We start from the raw sequence: 16,204 nt of genomic DNA on the forward strand, positions 1-16,204 counted from the left end.
GCCGTCAGGGCGTCCGGCGGCGGCGGTGCAGCGCGAGGCCGGCGCTGACCGCCCCGGCGACCAGCCCGGCGGCGGCGGTGGACGGTACGGCGATCTTGACGGCCCGACGGCCGGTGCGGAAGTCCCGGACGTCCCAGCCCCGCTCGCGGGCCTGCCGCAGCAGGGCGGCGTCCGGGTTGACCGCCACCGGGTGCCCGACCGTCGAGAGCATCGGCAGGTCGTTCGCGGAGTCGCTGTAGGCGGCGCAGCGGGTCAGGTCCAACCCCTCGACCGCGGCGAGCTGGGTCACCGCCTCGGCCTTGGCCGGCCCGTGCATGAGGTCGCCGGCCAGCCGCCCGGTGTACGCCCCGTCGACCACCTCGGCCACCGTCCCGATCGCACCGGTCAGGCCGAGCCGGGTGGCGATCACCCGACCGATCTCCACCGGGGCGGCGCTGACCAGCCAGACCCGCTGGCCGCTGTCCAGGTGGCGCTGGGCCAGCTTGCGGGTGCCCGCCCAGATCCGCGGGGCCATCAGCTCGTCGAAGATCTCCTCGGCGAGGCGCTCCACGTCCTCCACCCGCCAGCCGTGGATGAAGGCGAGCGCGGCCTCCTTGGCCTGCGACATGTCCCCGGCGTGCTCGGTGGCGAGCAGCCGGAACCTCGCCTGCTGCCAGGCGAACCGGGCCAGGTCACCGGTGGTGAAGTACTTGCGGGCGGCCAGCCCGCGGGCGAACCAGTAGATCGAGGCGCCCTGCATCATCGTGTTGTCGACGTCGAAGAAGGCCGCCGCGGTGGGGTCGGGTGTGACCGGCGGGGCCTGCTCGGTCTCCGACCAGCCGGCGGTGTGGCCGTGGACGTCGGTGCTGACCGTGACCTTCCGGGTGCGGGCCACGCGACCTCCCTCCGCTCGACGACCGCGACGCGTGCTCCAGGGCGAGCGTATCCGGACGCCGGTGACGGCCGGTCGGACGAGTGGAGAACTGTGGCGTGGTCGGCTGTCGCGCCGGCCGCGGGTCAGCGCTCGGCGGGGCAGGTGCCCGGGGCGGGACCGAGCGCGTCGCTGGCGGCGGGCGTCGGCAACCCGCACGCGATCGCGTCGGCGCGATCGCGTGCGGCGTCGAGCAGCGCCAGCGAGCGCCGGGTGCGGTCCCGCTCGACGTGATCGGTCCGGTCGAGCAGCCCGCTGACCGCCCGGCGCTGGCCGGTGACGAAGACGTTGACCGCCTCCAGGCCGGCCGGGTCGGAGCGCTGCGCCGCGACAGTGGTGAGCAGCCGTACGCCCTGGCGGGTGTCGGCGTCCATGTCGTCCAGGACGGCGCCGAACCCGATCCGGTCGTCGCGCACCGTGTCGGCCTCGTCGAGCCGGGTCCGGGCGAAGTCGAGGAAGAGCTGGCCGCGGCTGATGTCCGAACTGGCCAGGGCGAGCTGGGCGCGTTCCGTGGAGCGCTTCATGCCGTAGAGCGCGTCGCCGGGCAGCGCGTTCTCGCTGGCCGCCGAGATACCGGAGAGGGCGACCGCCCCGGCCGCGATGCCGACCAGGATCGCGCCCCGGGCGCGGGCCCGCCGGGCGGTGACCGCCGGCAGGAGGGAACCCCGGATCCCGCTGCCCGCCGCCGCGGTGGTCTTGATCTTCGCCGCCGGGGTGCCGATGCCCTCCCGCTCGGCGGTGGCCACCAGCATCGCCCGGAGTCCGGTGCGGAACTCCGAATCGACCTTGACGTCCGGCCGGTCGGCGGTGAGCCGCTGGCTGACCGCGACGAGCGCGGCGAGTTCGTCGTCGACCCGGGAGCGCACGTGGTGACGCCGGCCGCCGCTGGCCTCGTCGAGAAGCTGTGCGAAGCGCTCGGCGCGCCGACGGGAGAAGAGGTCGCTGTCCACCGCAGGCACCTCCTCTCGCTGGTCACGGCCCGTCGGGCCGTATTCGTCACCAGCGACCGGTGGCAGCGTGACGCCGACGGGCGACCAGGTTGGTCGACCGTGCCCGCCGGACCGGGTGGCCCGGGGCGCCGGGACAACCACTGGTCGCACCCGGAGAAACGGTCCGCGCCGGGTGGCGGTTACGGGGCGGGCGGAGGCGAAATCACGAAGCGTGATCGTCGTCACGGACGGGCGGCGTCCCGCGCACCCGTCCACGGAGCGGGACGGGCCGGCGCGAACCAGGGCGGTCAGGGCTGGAAGCCGTCGGGCAGCAGCCGGGCCAGCGCCCGCACCGCCCGGTACTGCAGCGCCTTGATCGCGCCCTCGTTCTTGCCCATGGCGCGGGCCGTCTCGGCCACCGAGAAGCCCTGGAGGAAGCGGAGCACGATGCACTCCTGTTGCTCCGGGTTGAGCTGCTTCACCGCGGTGAGCAGGGCGACGTTGGTGATGTGCTCGACGACCGCGGCCTCCGGGCTGCCCTCCGGCCCGCGGTCCTCCCGGTCGGCGTCGAGCACGTCGCCGGTCGTCACCTCCAGCCGGTAGCGGCCGGACTTGAAGTGGTCGGCGACCAGGTTGCGGGCGATGGTGACCAGCCAGGCGCCGAGGTCCCGGCCCTGCCAGGTGAAGCTGCCGATCCGCTTGAGCGCCCGGAGGAAGGTGTCCGAGGTCAGGTCCTCGGCCAGCTGCCGGTTGCCGACGCGGAAGTACACGAACCGGAAGACGGTGTCGACGTACCGGTCGTAGATCAGGCCGAACGCCTCGGACTCGCCCGCCTGGGCCCGCTCGACCAGGGTCCAGACCTCGGTGGCCGGGTCCGACGGGTCGGGGCGGCTCGGGAAGCCGGTGGCGGTGACCGGCGCGGCGGGCACCGCGGGCAGCACGGCCGTGTCCGCGGCCGGCACCGCCGGCAGGACGGCGGTCTCGCTGGTCGACGGGTCGGCGGCCGGCGGCGTCTCCGCACCCCGGCGGCCCTGCGCCGGCATGGTCGGGCGGGACGGCGCGCCGACCCGGCTCGCGTTGCCGCCCGGCAGCGCCGGGCGGGGCGGCGCCTCGTTGTGGTGCGGGCGGTTGCGGACCCGACGGGCGCCCTCGCCGCGGACGGCGAGGCCCCACGAGCCCTCCGCCGCACCGCGCGGCGTCTGCTCCAGCCGCTCGTTCACCGGCGTCCTCGGTGTCGGACCGGTCAGGCCGGCCGGCCGCTCCGCGTAACCGAAGGTGGTCACCGGGCCTCCCCGATCGAGGCGGGGCACGGCCGCACCGGATGCCGCGGCGTCGCGGCGGGACCGGGTACGCCCCGGTCGGGCAGGGCCGTTCCGGGACGTGCCGACGGGCGGCAGATCCCCTTGAGGTGCTGGTCCAATGCGCTCACAGGCACGGGGGCCTCCTCGGGCTGAGGGGTGTCGACTCACGGCAAATGGGGTGAGCCGACCCGAGTGATGATAGGGGCCAACGTCACCCGCGCGTGGCAAGTCCGTTACACAGGGCGGAAGTATTTCCCTCCCCGTCGCACGAATGGCGGACCCGTTGTCCGTCGTGTGCGGTTGACTTTGCCGGCGAAAGCTGGTCGCAGTGGAAGGTCCTGGTCGGAGCGATTTCGACCCGCCGCTCGGCGTGTCGCGCCGGGCCTGCCGGGCCGGCGTCGACGGGGGGCGGGGGAAGGAGGTCGGGCGGTCGCCGCCCCAGTCCCGTGAGCGGGACCGGACGGACCGTCCCGGGCGTACGGACGCGCGGGCATGGTCGGCCGGCGGCCACTGTGCCAGACTCAGCCACCGTGCAGGACGCAGCCGACAGCTCCGCGCCCAACCTCGCCGACCGGCTCCGGCGGGCGGCGCTGGCCCACGCCGACCGCCCCGCGTTGCACTGGCGGGAGCAGACCCTCACCTGGTCCGAACTGGACGCCGCGGTGACCGCCACGGCCCGGGCGCTCGCCGCCTCGGTGCCGGCCGCCCCGCCCGGCGACCGGCACCCACCCCGGGTGGCCGTGTCGTTCGGCAACACGCCGGACTTCGTGGTCAGCTACCTGGCGGTGCTGCGCGCCGGGCTGGTCGCGGTGCCGGTCAACCCCGGGCTCACCGCCCGGGAGCTGCGGCACGTGCTCGCCGACTCCGGCGCCGCCGTGCTGATCTGCGCCCCGGAGGTCCGCGACCGGGTCGCCGGCCTCGCCGCCGAGCTGCCCGCGCTGACCGCCGTGCACACCGCCCCGCCGGTGACCGACGGCGACGCCCGGGAGGAGTTCCCGACCCGGGGCGGGGAGGAGCTGGCGGTGCTGCTCTACACTTCGGGCACCGAGGGCCGGCCCAAGGGGGCGATGCTGTCGCACCGGGCGCTGGCCGCCAACCACGAGCAGGTCGGCCGGATCACCCCGCCGGTGGTCGGGCCCGACGACACCGTGCTGCTCGCGCTGCCGCTCTTCCACGCGTACGGGTTGAACTCGGGGCTGGGGGCGGTCGTCCACCACGGCGCGACCGGGGTGCTCGTCGACGACCTCGGCCCGGCCGGAGCGCTCGCCGAGCTGGCCCGGCACCGGGTCAGCGTGCTGGTCGGCGTACCGTCGATGTTCCTGAACTGGGCCGACGCGGACCGCGAGGCGGTGGCGGCGGCGATGGCGTCGGTCCGGGTGGCGGTCTGCGGCGCGGCGCCGCTGCCGCCGGCCACCGCGGCGCGGTTCGCCGAGGTCGCCGGCCGCCCGTCGCACGTCGGGTACGGCCTGACCGAGACCGCCCCGGTGCTCACCTCCACCCTGGTCGGCGGGGAGCCGAAGCCCGGCTCGATCGGCCGTCCGCTGCCCGGCGTCGAGGTGCGCCTGGTCGGGCCCGACGGGGTCGACCTGTGGCGGGACGGAGTCGCCACGCCCGAGGAGGATCCGGACGAGCCGGACCTCGCCGACGACGGGCCGGGCACCGACCCGGGCGAGATCGTGGTCCGGGGCGCGAACCTCTTCGCCGGTTACTGGCCGGACGGCCGGGGCGGCCCGGACGGCGACGGCTGGTGGGCCACCGGCGACATCGCGTACGCCGACGAGGACGGTGACCTCTTCCTGGTCGACCGGCTCGGCGAGCTGATCCTGGTGAACGGCTTCAACGTCTACCCGCACGAGGTGGAGCTGGTGCTGGACGCGCATCCCCAGGTGGCCGAGTCGGCGGTCCTGGGGGTGCCGCACCCGCGGACCGGGGAGACTGTCCGGGCGTACGTGGTACGGGCGCCCGGCTCCGCGCTGACGGAGGCGGACCTGCTCGGCCACTGCGCCGCCAACCTGGCCCGGTTCAAGTGCCCGACCGGGGTCGAGTTCGTCGACGCGCTGCCGCACTCGGCGATCGGCAAGGTACGCAAGACCCAGCTCCGCCCGTCGGCGCCCCCGGTGCCGTCGCCGGCGCCGCCGACCGACACCCGCACGGAGGTACCCGATGTCCACTGACGCCCGGCTCACCCTGATCACCCGGCCCGGCTGCCACCTCTGCGACGACGCGAAGGTGGCGCTGGACCGGGTGGTGGCGGTCACCGGCGACCGGTGGGTCGAGAAGGACGTGACCGGCGACATCGAGCTGGAACGCGAGTACGGGGACCGGCTGCCGGTGGTGCTGCTCGACGGCAAGGAGCACGGCTACTGGCGGGTCGAGGAGGACCGGCTGCTGCGGGACCTGACCACCCCACAGCTCTGATCCCGTCGGCAGGCTCGATTATGGTGCTGCGATGACCCCTGCGCGGCGCCACCTGGTGTGGGACTGGAACGGCACCCTCCTCGACGACCTCGACCTGGTGGTCCGGGCCACGAACGTCGCCTTCGCCAGCGCCGGCGGGCCGGCCGTCAGCACCGCCGAGCACCGGGTGCGGTTCCGCCGGCCGATCGCCGACTACTACGCCGAGATGCTGGGCCGGGCGATCGACGACGAGGCGTTCGGTCGGCTCGACCGGATCTTCCACGACGCGTACCGCGCGGAGCTGACCAGCTGCGCCCTGGCCGCCGACGCGACCGCCGCGATCGCGGCCTGGCCGGGCAGCCAGTCGCTGCTCTCCATGTGGTTCCACGACGAGTTGGTGCCGACGGTGCACACCTACGGCCTGACCCCGCACTTCACCCGGGTGGACGGGCTGCGGTCGACGGTCGGCGGCGGCTTCAAGGCGCAGTGGCTGGAGAAGCACCTGGCCGAGCTGGGCCTCTCCGGCGGTGCGGTGGTGCTGATCGGCGACTCGCTCGACGACGCCGACGCGGCCGAGAGCGTCGGGGCCGCCTGCGTCCTCTACACCGGTGGCCTCTCCGACCCCGCCCGCCTCCGCGCCTCCGGCCACCCCACCGCCGACACCCTCACCGAAGCGGTAACCCTCGCCCGCACCCTCCCCGACCGCCCCTGACCCGGGGTCAGGCGCGGAGGTGGGTGAGGACGGCGAGGACCCGGCGGTGGTGGTGGGTGGCGTCCGGGGGGAGGTTGAGCTTGGTGAAGATGTTGCGGACGTGCTTCTCGACCGCGCCGTCGCTCACCACCAGGGCTCTCGCGATGGCGGTGTTGGAACGGCCCTCCGCCATCAGGGCCAGCACCTCGCGTTCGCGCGGGGTCAACTCCCGCAGCGGGTCGTCGCGGCGGCGCCGGACCAGCAGCTGGCCGACCACCTCCGGGTCGAGCACCGTGCCACCGGCGGCCACCCGGGTCAGCGCGTCCAGGAACTCGTCGATCGCGGCCACCCGGTCCTTGAGCAGGTAGCCGATCCCGCCGCCGCCGGCCCCGCCGGTGGTCGCCAGCAGGTCGTCGGCGTACGACACCTCGACGTACTGGGACAGCACCAGCACCGGCGTACGCGGCACCAGCCGCCGGGCCTCCACCGCCGCCCGCAGCCCCTCGTCGGTGTGCGAGGGCGGCATCCGGACGTCCACCACCGAGACGTCGGGCCGGTGCGTCACCACCGCCTCGACCAGCGCGTCGCCGTCACCGACGGCGGCCACCACCTCGTGTCCCGACTCGGTCAGCAGCCGGACCAGCCCCTCCCGGAGCAGTACGGCGTCGTCCGCGATCACCACCCGCATGGTTCCGGTGTCTACCACGCCGCCGCCACCGGGACAGCCCGCCCAGCCCAGGGCGGGGTCGGCGGGGGCCGCTTCACCGGGGCGGCTCGGCGCGGGATCTCGCTCGGGCGCGACGGGCCCGCCGGCCGCTTCAGCGGGGCAGTTCGGCACGGACCTCGCTCGGGCCGCCGGTCGGGCTGACCACGTCGAGCGTGCCGCCGGTGGCCCGGACCCGGTCGGCGATGCCGGCCAGCCCGTGCCCCTTGGCCAGGTGGGCGCCGCCCACCCCGTCGTCCCGTACGGCGATCTCCAGCCGGCCGACCCGGCGGGTCACCTCGACCTGGCACGAGGTGGCCTGGCTGTGCTTGGCGACGTTGGTCAGCGCCTCCGCCACCACGAAGTACGCGGTGTTCTCCACCGCCGGGTCGAGGCGCCCGCTGGGCGTGCCCAGCTCGGGTTCGATCATCAGCTCGACCGGGACCAGGGCGCGGGCGGCGAGGGCGGCCACGGCGCTGGGCAGGCCCCGGTCCACCAGGATCGGTGGGGCGATGCCCCGGGACAGGGCGCGCAGCTCACCGAGGGTCTCCCGGGTCTGGGTGACGGCCTCGTCCAGGGTCCGGCGGGCCGCCTCCGGATCCACGGCGAGCTGCTGGCGGGCCCGGCTCAGGTCCATGGCGAGCCGGACCAGGCGCTGCTGCGGGCCGTCGTGGATGTCGCGTTCCAGCCGGCGCAGGGCGGACGCCTCGGCCGAGGCGGCGGCGCGCTTCTGCTCCTCCAGCGTGGTGATCCGGTTGCGCATCTCGGCCACTCCGGTGAGCAGGGAGCGGGCCAGGCCCGCCTGGAGCAGGGCGCAGGCCCGGGCCAGCAGCGGCAGGGTGAACAGGCAGAACACGCCCAGCGCGGTGTTCAGGACGATCCGCGCGCCGGCCCGGTCGCCCATCCCGAGGAGCTGGCTGAGGTCCTGGTCGTCCGGGCCGCGCGGGATGGCCCAGTCGTACGCGCCGTAGAGCGTGCCGGCGACGGCGACCGCCCACCAGACGAGCAGCAGCACGAAGGTCGGCAGCGCCACCAGCAGCTTGAGCAGGCCGTGCGCCAGGTCGAGCCAGGACTGGGCGTCACGCATCGGCACGAAGACCCGGCGCCAGAGCTTCGCGCCCGGCTCGGGGACCAGGTACTCGGGGCGTACCCGGGGCTGGCGCAGCACGGCGGGGAGCCGCAGCCGCTCGATGTCGGCCAGGCCGCGGGCCACGTAGAGGGTGCCGGCGAGGACCGGCAGGCCGACGGTGGTCACCAGCAGGCCGGCGCTGAGTGAGATCCCCGCCACCACGATCACGAAGCCGGCGAGGGCCAGGGGGAGGCCGAGCAGCACGTAGCCGGAGTCGCGCAGGAGTTGACGGGTGACGCCGCGGGCGGGTGCCGGGGCCGGCGTGGTGGCCAGGGGAATGGCGGTCATGCCACGAGGCTATGGGCGACGGCGGGCCGGACCCATCCCGTGCGCGGGCCTGTCCGGGGTGGGGTTCTCCCTACCGTGACCGGGTCGGCCGGACCGGCGGCGGGGAGTGACCCTCGACCAAGATCCATCATGACACAGCGCGACGGAGCGCGCGCGATTGGTCAGAGAAGTCGGGATTGAGCAATAATCGCCGAGCGGCGCCGATGGAGTGCGTCAGATCGATCTTGTGGAATGGAGGGGCAGGTGGAGGCGCGTCGCGGGCCAGCAAGATCGCGATTTGTGCACGTCTTCACAAGCGCCTACTCTGTAGTTCCGACGCGCCCTGCTAGCACAGCCGGCAACATCGGTCGCCAGCGGGAGTCCCGAAACGACCGGCCGCCGACGCTGGTCGAGGATCGCACCGCACGGAGTCTCATGAGTCAGCACCGTCACCCTGGCGCGCCCGGCCGCGCCGGTGCCGTACCGGCGCTTCCGGACCTGCCCGAGGCGACCGTCGCGCGGCTCCCGGAATACCTTCGCGCGCTGCACAATCTCGCCGACGCCGGCCACGAGACGGTGTCCAGCGAGGGCCTGGCGAACGCCGCCGGCGTCAACTCGGCGAAGCTCCGCAAGGACCTCTCCCACCTCGGCTCGTACGGCACCCGCGGCGTCGGCTACGACGTGGCGCTGCTGATCGAGCAGATCGAGTCCGTGCTCGGGCTCACCCAGTGCCGCTCGGTCGCCCTGGTCGGCGTGGGTAATCTCGGTCACGCCCTGGCCGGGTACGACGGCTTCGCCAGCCGGGGCTTCCGCATCGCCGCGCTCTTCGACGCGGACCCGGCCCGGGTCGGCGAGGAGATCAACGGCCTGGTCGTCCGGCATGTCGACGAGCTGCCCCGGGTCGCCGCCGAGCAGCTGATCTCGATCGGTGTGATCGCCACCCCGGCGTCGGCCGCCCAGGCGGTCGCCGACCAGCTCGTCGCCGTCGGCGTGACGAGCATCCTCAACTTCGCGCCGTGCGTACTCTCGGTTCCGGAGGGGGTCGACATGCGCAAGGTCGACCTCGCGATCGAGCTGCAGATCCTGTCCTTCCACGAGCACCGCAAGGCGTCGCTGACCGCGCTCCCCGGCACCGCCGGGTCCGCCCTCACCGCCCTGCCCGGCGGGCTCGCGGCCACCGACACCCAGGAGGCGATCGGCACGTGAAACTGCTCGTCGTCGGCGCGTCCTACCGCACCGCTCCGGTCGCCACGCTGGAGCAGCTGGCGGTCGCCCCAGCCGATCTCACCCGCACCCTGGACCGCCTGGTCGCCCAGCCGTACGTCGCCGAGGCCGTGCTCGTCTCCACCTGCAACCGGGTGGAGGTCTACGCGGCCGTCTCCGGCTTCCACGGCGGCCTCGGCGACATCTGCGCCGTCCTGGCCGAGCAGGCCGGGGCCCCGCCGGCGGCGCTCGCCAACCACCTCTACGTGCACTACGACGCCGCCGCCGTCGACCACGTCTTCCGGGTCGCCGCCGGGCTGGACTCGATGGTGGTCGGCGAGGCGCAGATCCTCGGCCAGCTCCGGGACGCGTACCACTGGGCCAGCGGCGCCGACTCCGCCGGCCGGCTGCTGCACGAGCTGATGCAGCAGGCGCTGCGGGTGGGCAAGCGGGCGCACGCCGAGACCAACATCGACCGGGCCGGTCAGAGCGTGGTCACCGCCGCCCTGGACCTGGCCGCCGGTCTCCTCGACGGCGACCTCTCCGGCCGGCCCGCCATGGTGGTCGGGGCCGGCGCGATGGGCTCGCTGGGCGTGGCGACGCTCTCCCGGCTGGGCGCCGGGCCGCTCACCGTGACCAACCGCGGCGCCGACCGGGCCGTCCGGCTGGCCGAGTCGTACGGCGCGAACGCGGTCCCGATGGCCGAGCTGGTCGACGCGCTCTCCACAGTGGACATCGTAGTGGCCGCCACCGCGGCCACCGAACCGGTCCTCACCCGCGACGTGGTGACCCGGGCGTTGGCCCGCCGGGACGCCGACCGGGGCCCGTTGGTGCTGCTCGACCTCGCCGTTCCGCGTGACGTCGAGGAGGGCGTGGCCGAGCTGGCCGGCGTCGAGGTGATCGACATCGACCGGATGGCGGCGATCCTCGCCGACGGGCCGGCCGCCGCCGACGCCGCCGAGGTGACCCGGATCGTCGCCGGCGAGGTCGAGGCGTTCCTGTCCTGGCTGCGCGGCGCGGACGTGGCGCCCACCGTGGCCGCCCTGCGCGGCCGCGCCGACGACGTGGTCACCGCCGAGCTGCGCCGGCTCGCCCAGCGCCGCCCCGACTTCACCGACGACCAGCGCGCCGAGGTCGCCCGGACGGTGCACCGGGTGGTGCAGCGGCTGCTGCACCAGCCCACCGTGCGGGTCCGCCAGCTCGCCGCCGAGCCGGGCGGCGACCAGTACGCCGCCCTGCTGCGCGAGCTGTTCGACCTGGAGGTGCCGCAGACATCCCCGGTCGACAACGTCCCCGACGTGGTCGAGACCGACCCGGCCGGACGGCCGTCGTTCGAGGTCGCGGACGTGCCGGTGGCCGAATCCCATGTCCCGTCCACCGGAGGTGCGCGATGACCGCCCCCCTGCGCCTCGGCACCCGGGGCAGCGCCCTGGCGATGGCCCAGTCCGGCCAGACCGCCGAGGCCCTCACCGCGGCGACCGGCCGCGACGTCGAGCTGGTCGAGGTGGTCACCGCCGGCGACCGTTCCTCGGCCCCGGTGCACCGGCTCGGCGTGGGCGTCTTCGTCTCCGCCCTGCGGGACGCGCTGGCTGCCCGCACCATCGACTTCGCCGTCCACTCGTACAAGGACCTGCCGACGGCGGCGGCCCCCGGGCTGCACATCGCGGCGGTGCCGCCCCGGCAGGACCCGCGCGACGCGCTGGTCGCCAAGGGCGGCCGAACGCTCGCCGAGCTGCCGCCCGGCGCGGTGGTGGGCACCGGCGCGCTGCGCCGCATCGCCCAGCTGCACGCCCTCGGCCTGCAGTTGGAGGTCACCCCGATCCGGGGCAACGTCGACACCCGCCTCCGTCGGGTGCTCGGCCCGGACGCCGACCTCGACGCCGTGGTCCTGGCCCGGGCCGGGCTGGCCCGGCTCGGCCGGACCGACGTGATCACCGAGACGCTCGACCCGATGCTGATGCTGCCCGCGCCCGCCCAGGGCGCGCTGGCCGTGGAGTGCCGGGCCGACGACACCGACCTGGTCGAGCTGCTCGCGGTGCTCGACCACGCACCGTCCCGTGCCGCGGTCACCGCGGAGCGGGCACTGCTGGCCACCCTGGAGGCCGGGTGCACCGCGCCCGTGGCCGCCTACGGCGAACTCGCCGAGGGTGACGCCGGCGAGGAGATCTACCTGCGCGGGGCGGTGATCAGCCCGGACGGTACCCGTGACCTCCGGCTGTCCCGCACCGGAACGCCCGCCGACGCGGCGGAGATCGGCAAGGCACTCGCCGCCGAGCTCCTCGAACTCGGCGCCGACTCGATCCTCGGCCAAGAAGGACACGCCGCCCCGGGGACCCAGCAATTTGGGAGCAACGAATGACCCGCACCCGTAAGCCCGTCGGCCGCATCGCGTTCGTCGGGGCCGGCCCCGGCGACCCGGGCCTGCTGACCCGCCGGGCGCACGACGCCCTGGTCGACGCCGACCAGGTGGTGTACGACCGGGGAGTCCCCGAGTCGCTGCTCGACGCCGTCCGCGCCCAGGCCAAGTCCGACGCCCAGTTCAGCCCCGCCGAGGGCGCGCCGGGGGACGTGGCGAAGGTGCTGATCTCCGCGGCCCGATCCGGGCAGAACGCGGTGCACCTGGTCGCCGGTGACCCGTTCGGCCACGACTCGGTGGTCAAGGAGGTGCAGGCGGTCGCGCGGACCGCCGCGCACTTCGAGGTGGTCCCGGGCGTCGGCCAGGCCGAGGGCGTGGCCACCTACGCGGGTGTGCCGCTGCCGGGGGTGCGGACCGCCGCCGACGTCGAGGACGTCAGCACGCTGGACTTCGACGCGCTGGCCGCCGCCGTCGGCCGGGGCTCGCTCGCCCTGGCCGTGGACGCGGGTGACCTGGCCGCGATCCGGGACGGCCTGCTGGCCGCCGGGGTGGACGGCACGACCGGCGTCGGGGTGACCGGGGACGGCACCGGCGAGACGCAGTACACCACCACGTCGACCGTGGACTCGTTCGTCGCGGCGGCGCTCGGCTTCACCGGCCGGGTGGTGCTCACCATCGGCGAGGGCGTCGGCCAGCGGGACAAGCTGAGCTGGTGGGAGAACCGCCCGCTGTACGGCTGGAAGGTGCTCGTTCCCCGGACCAAGGAGCAGGCCGGCGTGATGAGCGCCCGGCTGCGCGCGTACGGGGCGATCCCGTGCGAGGTGCCGACCATCGCGGTCGAGCCGCCGCGTACGCCGGCCCAGATGGAGCGGGCGGTCAAGGGCCTGGTCGACGGCCGGTACGCCTGGGTGATCTTCACGTCGGTCAACGCGGTCCGCGCGGTCTGGGAGAAGTTCGCCGAGCACGGCCTGGACGCCCGGCACTTCGGCGGCGTCAAGATCGCCTGCATCGGCGAGGCGACCGCCGACGCGGTCCGCGCGTTCGGCATCCAGCCGGAGCTGGTCCCGTCGGGCGAGCAGTCCTCCGAGGGGCTGCTGGCCGAGTTCTCGCCGCACGACGAGATCCTCGACCCGGTGGGCCGGGTGCTGCTGCCGCGCGCCGACATCGCCACCGAGACGCTCGCCGCCGGGCTCACCGAGCGCGGCTGGGAGGTCGACGACGTGACCGCGTACCGGACCGTCCGGGCCGCCCCGCCGCCCGCCGAGATCCGCGACGCGATCAAGTCGGGCGGGTTCGACGCGGTGCTCTTCACCTCGTCCTCCACCGTCCGGAACCTGGTCGGCATCGCCGGGAAGCCGCACGCGCGTACCGTTGTTGCCGTCATCGGGCCCAAGACGGCGGAGACCGCGACCGAGTTCGGCCTGCGGGTCGACGTGCAGCCTCAGCACGCCTCGGTGCCCGACCTGGTGGAGGCGCTCGCCGCCTACGCCGTCGAGCTGCGCGAGAAGCTCGCCGCCATGCCGGCGAAGCAGCGCCGCGGCTCGAAGGTGCAGGGGCCGACCGCCCTGCGGTTCCGCTGATCGTCAAGGAGGCCCGCCATGCCGTACCCCGAGATCCGGCCCCGCCGGCTGCGCCGTAACGCGGCGGTGCGGCGGCTGGTCTCCGAGACCCGCCTCGACCCGGCCGAGCTGGTCGTGCCGATGTTCGTGAAGGAGGGGCTGACCGAGCCGCGCCAGATCGCGTCGCTCCCGGGGGTGCTCCAGCACTCCCGGGACTCGCTGCGCAAGGCCGCCGTCGAGGCGGTGCAGGCCGGGGTCGGCGGGATCATGCTGTTCGGGGTGCCCGCCGAGCGGGACGCCACCGGCTCCGGTGGCCTCGACCCGAACGGCATCCTCAACGTGGCGATCCGGGACGTGGTCGCCGAGGTCGGCGACGCCACGGTCGTGATGAGCGACCTCTGCCTGGACGAGTTCACCTCGCACGGGCACTGCGGCCTGCTCACCCCGGACGGCGGGGTCGACAACGACGCCACCCTGCGGGCGTACGCCGAGATGGCCGTGGCCCAGGCCGCCGCGGGCGTCCACATGGTCGGGCCGTCCGGGATGATGGACGGCCAGGTCGGCGTGGTCCGCCGGGCCCTGGACGCCGCGGGTCACCAGGACGTCGCGGTGCTGGCGTACGCGGTGAAGTACGCCTCCGCGTTCTACGGCCCGTTCCGCGACGCGGTGGAGTCGGCCCTGGAGGGCGACCGGCGGACCTACCAGCAGGACCCGGCGAACCTGCGGGAGTCGCTGCGCGAGGTGGAGCTGGACGTCGCCGAGGGCGCCGACCTGGTGATGGTCAAGCCGGCGCTGCCCTATCTGGACGTGGTGTCGGCGGTCCGGGCCGCGGTGGACGTCCCGGTCGCCGCCTACCAGGTCTCCGGCGAGTACGCGATGGTCGAGGCGGCCGCCGCGAACGGCTGGATCGACCGGGAGCGGGTGATCTTGGAGACGCTCACCTCGATCCGCCGGGCCGGCGCCCAGATCATCCTCACCTACTGGGCGGTCGAGGCCGCCCAGCTGCTCCGCCAGCGCTACTGAACGCTGACGGTCACCACCTTCAGCACTTCCTCCACGGAGTAGACCCGACGGGCCCCGGCGGGCAGCTCGGCCCAGGCCACCCGGAGCGACGTGTCGTCGGCCCAGGCGAGCCCCTGGACGCCGCCGGGCACGGGCAGCCGGCGGGGAGTTCCGATCGCCTGGTCGACGCGGAGCTTGCCGGTGCCGGTTTCGTAGACGGCCACCCGCTGCTGTCCGCCGTGGTTCAGGAGGAAGTACGGGACGGCGACCAATCGCCCGTCCGGGGAGAGCCGAAGCCCGTTCATGCAGATCCCGTCGGCCGTCAACCGCGCGATCCGCTTTCCGTCGGCGAGCCGGCGTACGTCGGTGCGGCAGGGCTGGTCGGTGCGCTGCTCGGCCAACCGGTCGGAACCGACCGAGGTCTGGCCGGCCGCGATCAGGTCGACGCCCGCGGCCGACGACCGGAGCAGGATCCGCTCCCGGCCGGTGGTCAGCTCGTGCGCGACGATCCCCTCGTCCCGGGCCAGGTAGGCGTACCGCTGGTCGGCGCCGAGCAGTTCGATGCTCTGGCCCTTGATCCGGACCTCCCGGCTGATCTCCACGGCGTCGTCCGGACCCAGCACCACCAGCTTGATCGACAGGCCCTCGACGTTCGGGCCGTCGGTGCGCCGTACCCCGGGCATCAGGTCGGTGTACAGGAGTCCGACCAGCCGCCCGTCCGGCAGCGCCGCGCCGGGGCTGAAGTCTTTCGGCGTCCGGTGCCGTCGCACCGACCCGTCCGGTAGCACCTCGCCCCCGCCGCGCAGGCCGACTTCCGGCCCCTTACCGCCGTCGAGCCGCCAGGTGGTCCAATCCACCGCGATCATCAGTCGCTGCGCCGGCTCGGCGGGCCGGATGGTGGGCGGTGGCGGCGCCGGCACGGGGCTGGCCGGCGCGGGTGCGGTGGTCGCGGGCCGTGCCAGCCGGCCCCCGGCCAGCAGCGGGACCGCACCGCCGGTGAGCGCGACCAGAACGACCAGGCCGCCCGCGGTCGCCGCGGCCCGACGCCGTCGCCGGGCACGGGCCCGCCGGCGTACGTTCGCGAGATCGCCCACGTGCGGCGGGGTCGCCAGCGCGGCGCGGTGCACCAGGTCGGCCAGATCCTCGGGTACGCCGTTCACGGTCACTCCTTCTCCTCCAGCGCGACCCGCAGCTCCGCCAGGCCACGGGAGAGCCGGCTGCGGACCGTGCCCTCGGCCAGGTTCAGCACGGCGGCGGTCTCCGCCGTGGAGAGGTCCAGCAGGACCCGGCAGACGATCACCGTGCGCTGGCCGGCGGGCAGTCGATCCAGGGCCGACCGGGCGGCCAGGCCGGCCGGGTCGGGCGCCGCCACCAGTGCCTGCCAGTCGTCGGCCGGTGGCCGTTCCCGCCGTACCTTTCGCCACCACGAGGTGGCCCAGTTCAGCCCGACCCGGAACACCCAGCCCGCCGGGTTGTCGAGCTTCCGAACGCGGTCCCAGCGCGCGTACGCCCGGGCCATCGCCTCGTCGGCGGCCTCCCGCGCCACGGCCGGGTTTCCGACGGCCAGCGCGAGCGCCCGGTGGATCCGGTCCACGTGCTCCCGGTAGAACTCTTCGAACGGCAGGTCCCGGTGGGTCCCGGGGGGCGCCGGGCGGTCGGGCGAGAGAGCTTCGGGGGCACGGGCCGGCGCTGCCGGGTGGTTTCCCATGCCAAGTACACGCGTGGCAGGGAGCGGCTGTTCCATCCGTTGCCCCCGT

At 74.8% G+C, this 16,204-nt stretch carries 15 protein-coding genes; 8 read left to right on the top strand and 7 right to left on the bottom strand.

Annotated elements, in window-relative coordinates; genetic code table 11:
- Positions 1 to 4: 4 nt before the first annotated feature.
- From ACFOYX_RS18910 to ACFOYX_RS18920, 3 genes are all read right to left on the bottom strand, one after another.
- On the bottom strand, positions 5 to 874 hold the full coding sequence (locus tag ACFOYX_RS18910) for an HAD-IB family hydrolase (RefSeq protein ID WP_322439106.1): 870 nt from the start codon (positions 872 to 874) through the stop codon (positions 5 to 7).
- 122 nt (positions 875 to 996) lie between these two features.
- Positions 997 to 1,860, bottom strand: a complete 864-nt coding sequence (locus ACFOYX_RS18915; protein ID WP_377534174.1) for a DUF5667 domain-containing protein — start codon at positions 1,858 to 1,860, stop codon at positions 997 to 999.
- A gap of 287 nt (positions 1,861 to 2,147) precedes the next feature.
- Positions 2,148 to 3,122, bottom strand: coding sequence for an ECF subfamily RNA polymerase sigma factor, BldN family (locus ACFOYX_RS18920; protein WP_109803575.1), 975 nt, complete (start codon positions 3,120 to 3,122; stop codon positions 2,148 to 2,150).
- Between the two features lie 548 nt (positions 3,123 to 3,670).
- Between ACFOYX_RS18920 and ACFOYX_RS18925 the strand changes: the two genes are divergently transcribed.
- The 3 genes from ACFOYX_RS18925 to ACFOYX_RS18935 are packed head-to-tail and all read left to right on the top strand — an operon-like array spanning position 3,671 to position 6,249.
- On the top strand, positions 3,671 to 5,314 hold the full coding sequence (locus tag ACFOYX_RS18925) for an AMP-binding protein (RefSeq protein ID WP_322439104.1): 1,644 nt from the start codon (positions 3,671 to 3,673) through the stop codon (positions 5,312 to 5,314).
- Positions 5,304 to 5,558: a glutaredoxin family protein gene (locus tag ACFOYX_RS18930; RefSeq protein WP_109803573.1), complete on the top strand. Its 255-nt coding sequence runs from the start codon at positions 5,304 to 5,306 to the stop codon at positions 5,556 to 5,558. The genes ACFOYX_RS18925 and ACFOYX_RS18930 overlap by 11 nt, the downstream gene beginning before the upstream one ends.
- Positions 5,559 to 5,589: 31 nt before the next feature.
- The gene (locus tag ACFOYX_RS18935) at positions 5,590 to 6,249 is read left to right on the top strand and encodes an HAD hydrolase-like protein (protein ID WP_322439103.1); all 660 of its coding nucleotides are present in this window, start codon (positions 5,590 to 5,592) and stop codon (positions 6,247 to 6,249) included.
- Positions 6,250 to 6,256: 7 nt separating this feature from the next.
- On the opposite strand, the gene ACFOYX_RS18940 is transcribed toward ACFOYX_RS18935, so the two are convergent.
- Together ACFOYX_RS18940 and ACFOYX_RS18945 are read right to left on the bottom strand one after the other, a co-directional pair.
- Entirely contained in the window at positions 6,257 to 6,916 is a 660-nt protein-coding gene (locus tag ACFOYX_RS18940) for a response regulator transcription factor (RefSeq protein ID WP_109801592.1), read from the bottom strand.
- Between the two features lie 130 nt (positions 6,917 to 7,046).
- On the bottom strand, positions 7,047 to 8,348 hold the full coding sequence (locus ACFOYX_RS18945) for a sensor domain-containing protein (protein ID WP_322439102.1): 1,302 nt from the start codon (positions 8,346 to 8,348) through the stop codon (positions 7,047 to 7,049).
- 414 nt (positions 8,349 to 8,762) lie between these two features.
- Here ACFOYX_RS18945 and ACFOYX_RS18950 point away from each other — a divergent pair, with 414 nt between their 5' ends.
- Genes ACFOYX_RS18950 through hemB form a run of 5 tightly spaced genes read left to right on the top strand, consistent with a single transcriptional unit; the run spans position 8,763 to position 14,468 of the window.
- Complete coding sequence (locus ACFOYX_RS18950; RefSeq protein WP_109801590.1) at positions 8,763 to 9,533, top strand: redox-sensing transcriptional repressor Rex; 771 nt, start codon at positions 8,763 to 8,765, stop codon at positions 9,531 to 9,533.
- Positions 9,530 to 10,924, top strand: a complete 1,395-nt coding sequence (locus ACFOYX_RS18955) for a glutamyl-tRNA reductase (RefSeq protein ID WP_109801589.1) — start codon at positions 9,530 to 9,532, stop codon at positions 10,922 to 10,924. Before ACFOYX_RS18950 ends, ACFOYX_RS18955 begins: the two co-directional genes overlap by 4 nt.
- On the top strand, positions 10,921 to 11,889 hold the full coding sequence (gene hemC / locus ACFOYX_RS18960) for a hydroxymethylbilane synthase (RefSeq protein ID WP_322439101.1): 969 nt from the start codon (positions 10,921 to 10,923) through the stop codon (positions 11,887 to 11,889). Before ACFOYX_RS18955 ends, hemC begins: the two co-directional genes overlap by 4 nt.
- On the top strand, positions 11,886 to 13,466 hold the full coding sequence (locus ACFOYX_RS18965; RefSeq protein WP_109801587.1) for a uroporphyrinogen-III synthase: 1,581 nt from the start codon (positions 11,886 to 11,888) through the stop codon (positions 13,464 to 13,466). The genes hemC and ACFOYX_RS18965 overlap by 4 nt, the downstream gene beginning before the upstream one ends.
- Positions 13,467 to 13,484: 18 nt before the next feature.
- The gene (gene hemB / locus ACFOYX_RS18970) at positions 13,485 to 14,468 is read left to right on the top strand and encodes a porphobilinogen synthase (protein WP_322439100.1); all 984 of its coding nucleotides are present in this window, start codon (positions 13,485 to 13,487) and stop codon (positions 14,466 to 14,468) included.
- Here the strand turns inward: hemB and ACFOYX_RS18975 are convergent.
- Entirely contained in the window at positions 14,462 to 15,607 is a 1,146-nt protein-coding gene (locus tag ACFOYX_RS18975; protein ID WP_322439099.1) for a hypothetical protein, read from the bottom strand. The two genes, hemB and ACFOYX_RS18975, sit on opposite strands and share 7 nt — an antisense overlap.
- 2 nt (positions 15,608 to 15,609) lie before the next feature.
- Positions 15,610 to 16,155 (bottom strand): sigma-70 family RNA polymerase sigma factor, encoded by a 546-nt coding sequence (locus ACFOYX_RS18980; RefSeq protein WP_322439098.1) that lies wholly within the window; start codon positions 16,153 to 16,155, stop codon positions 15,610 to 15,612.
- Between the last annotated feature and the right edge of the window lie 49 nt (positions 16,156 to 16,204).

The organism is Micromonospora sp. GCM10011541 (assembly GCF_042650725.1).
Classification (GTDB): domain Bacteria; phylum Actinomycetota; class Actinomycetes; order Mycobacteriales; family Micromonosporaceae; genus Micromonospora; species Micromonospora sicca.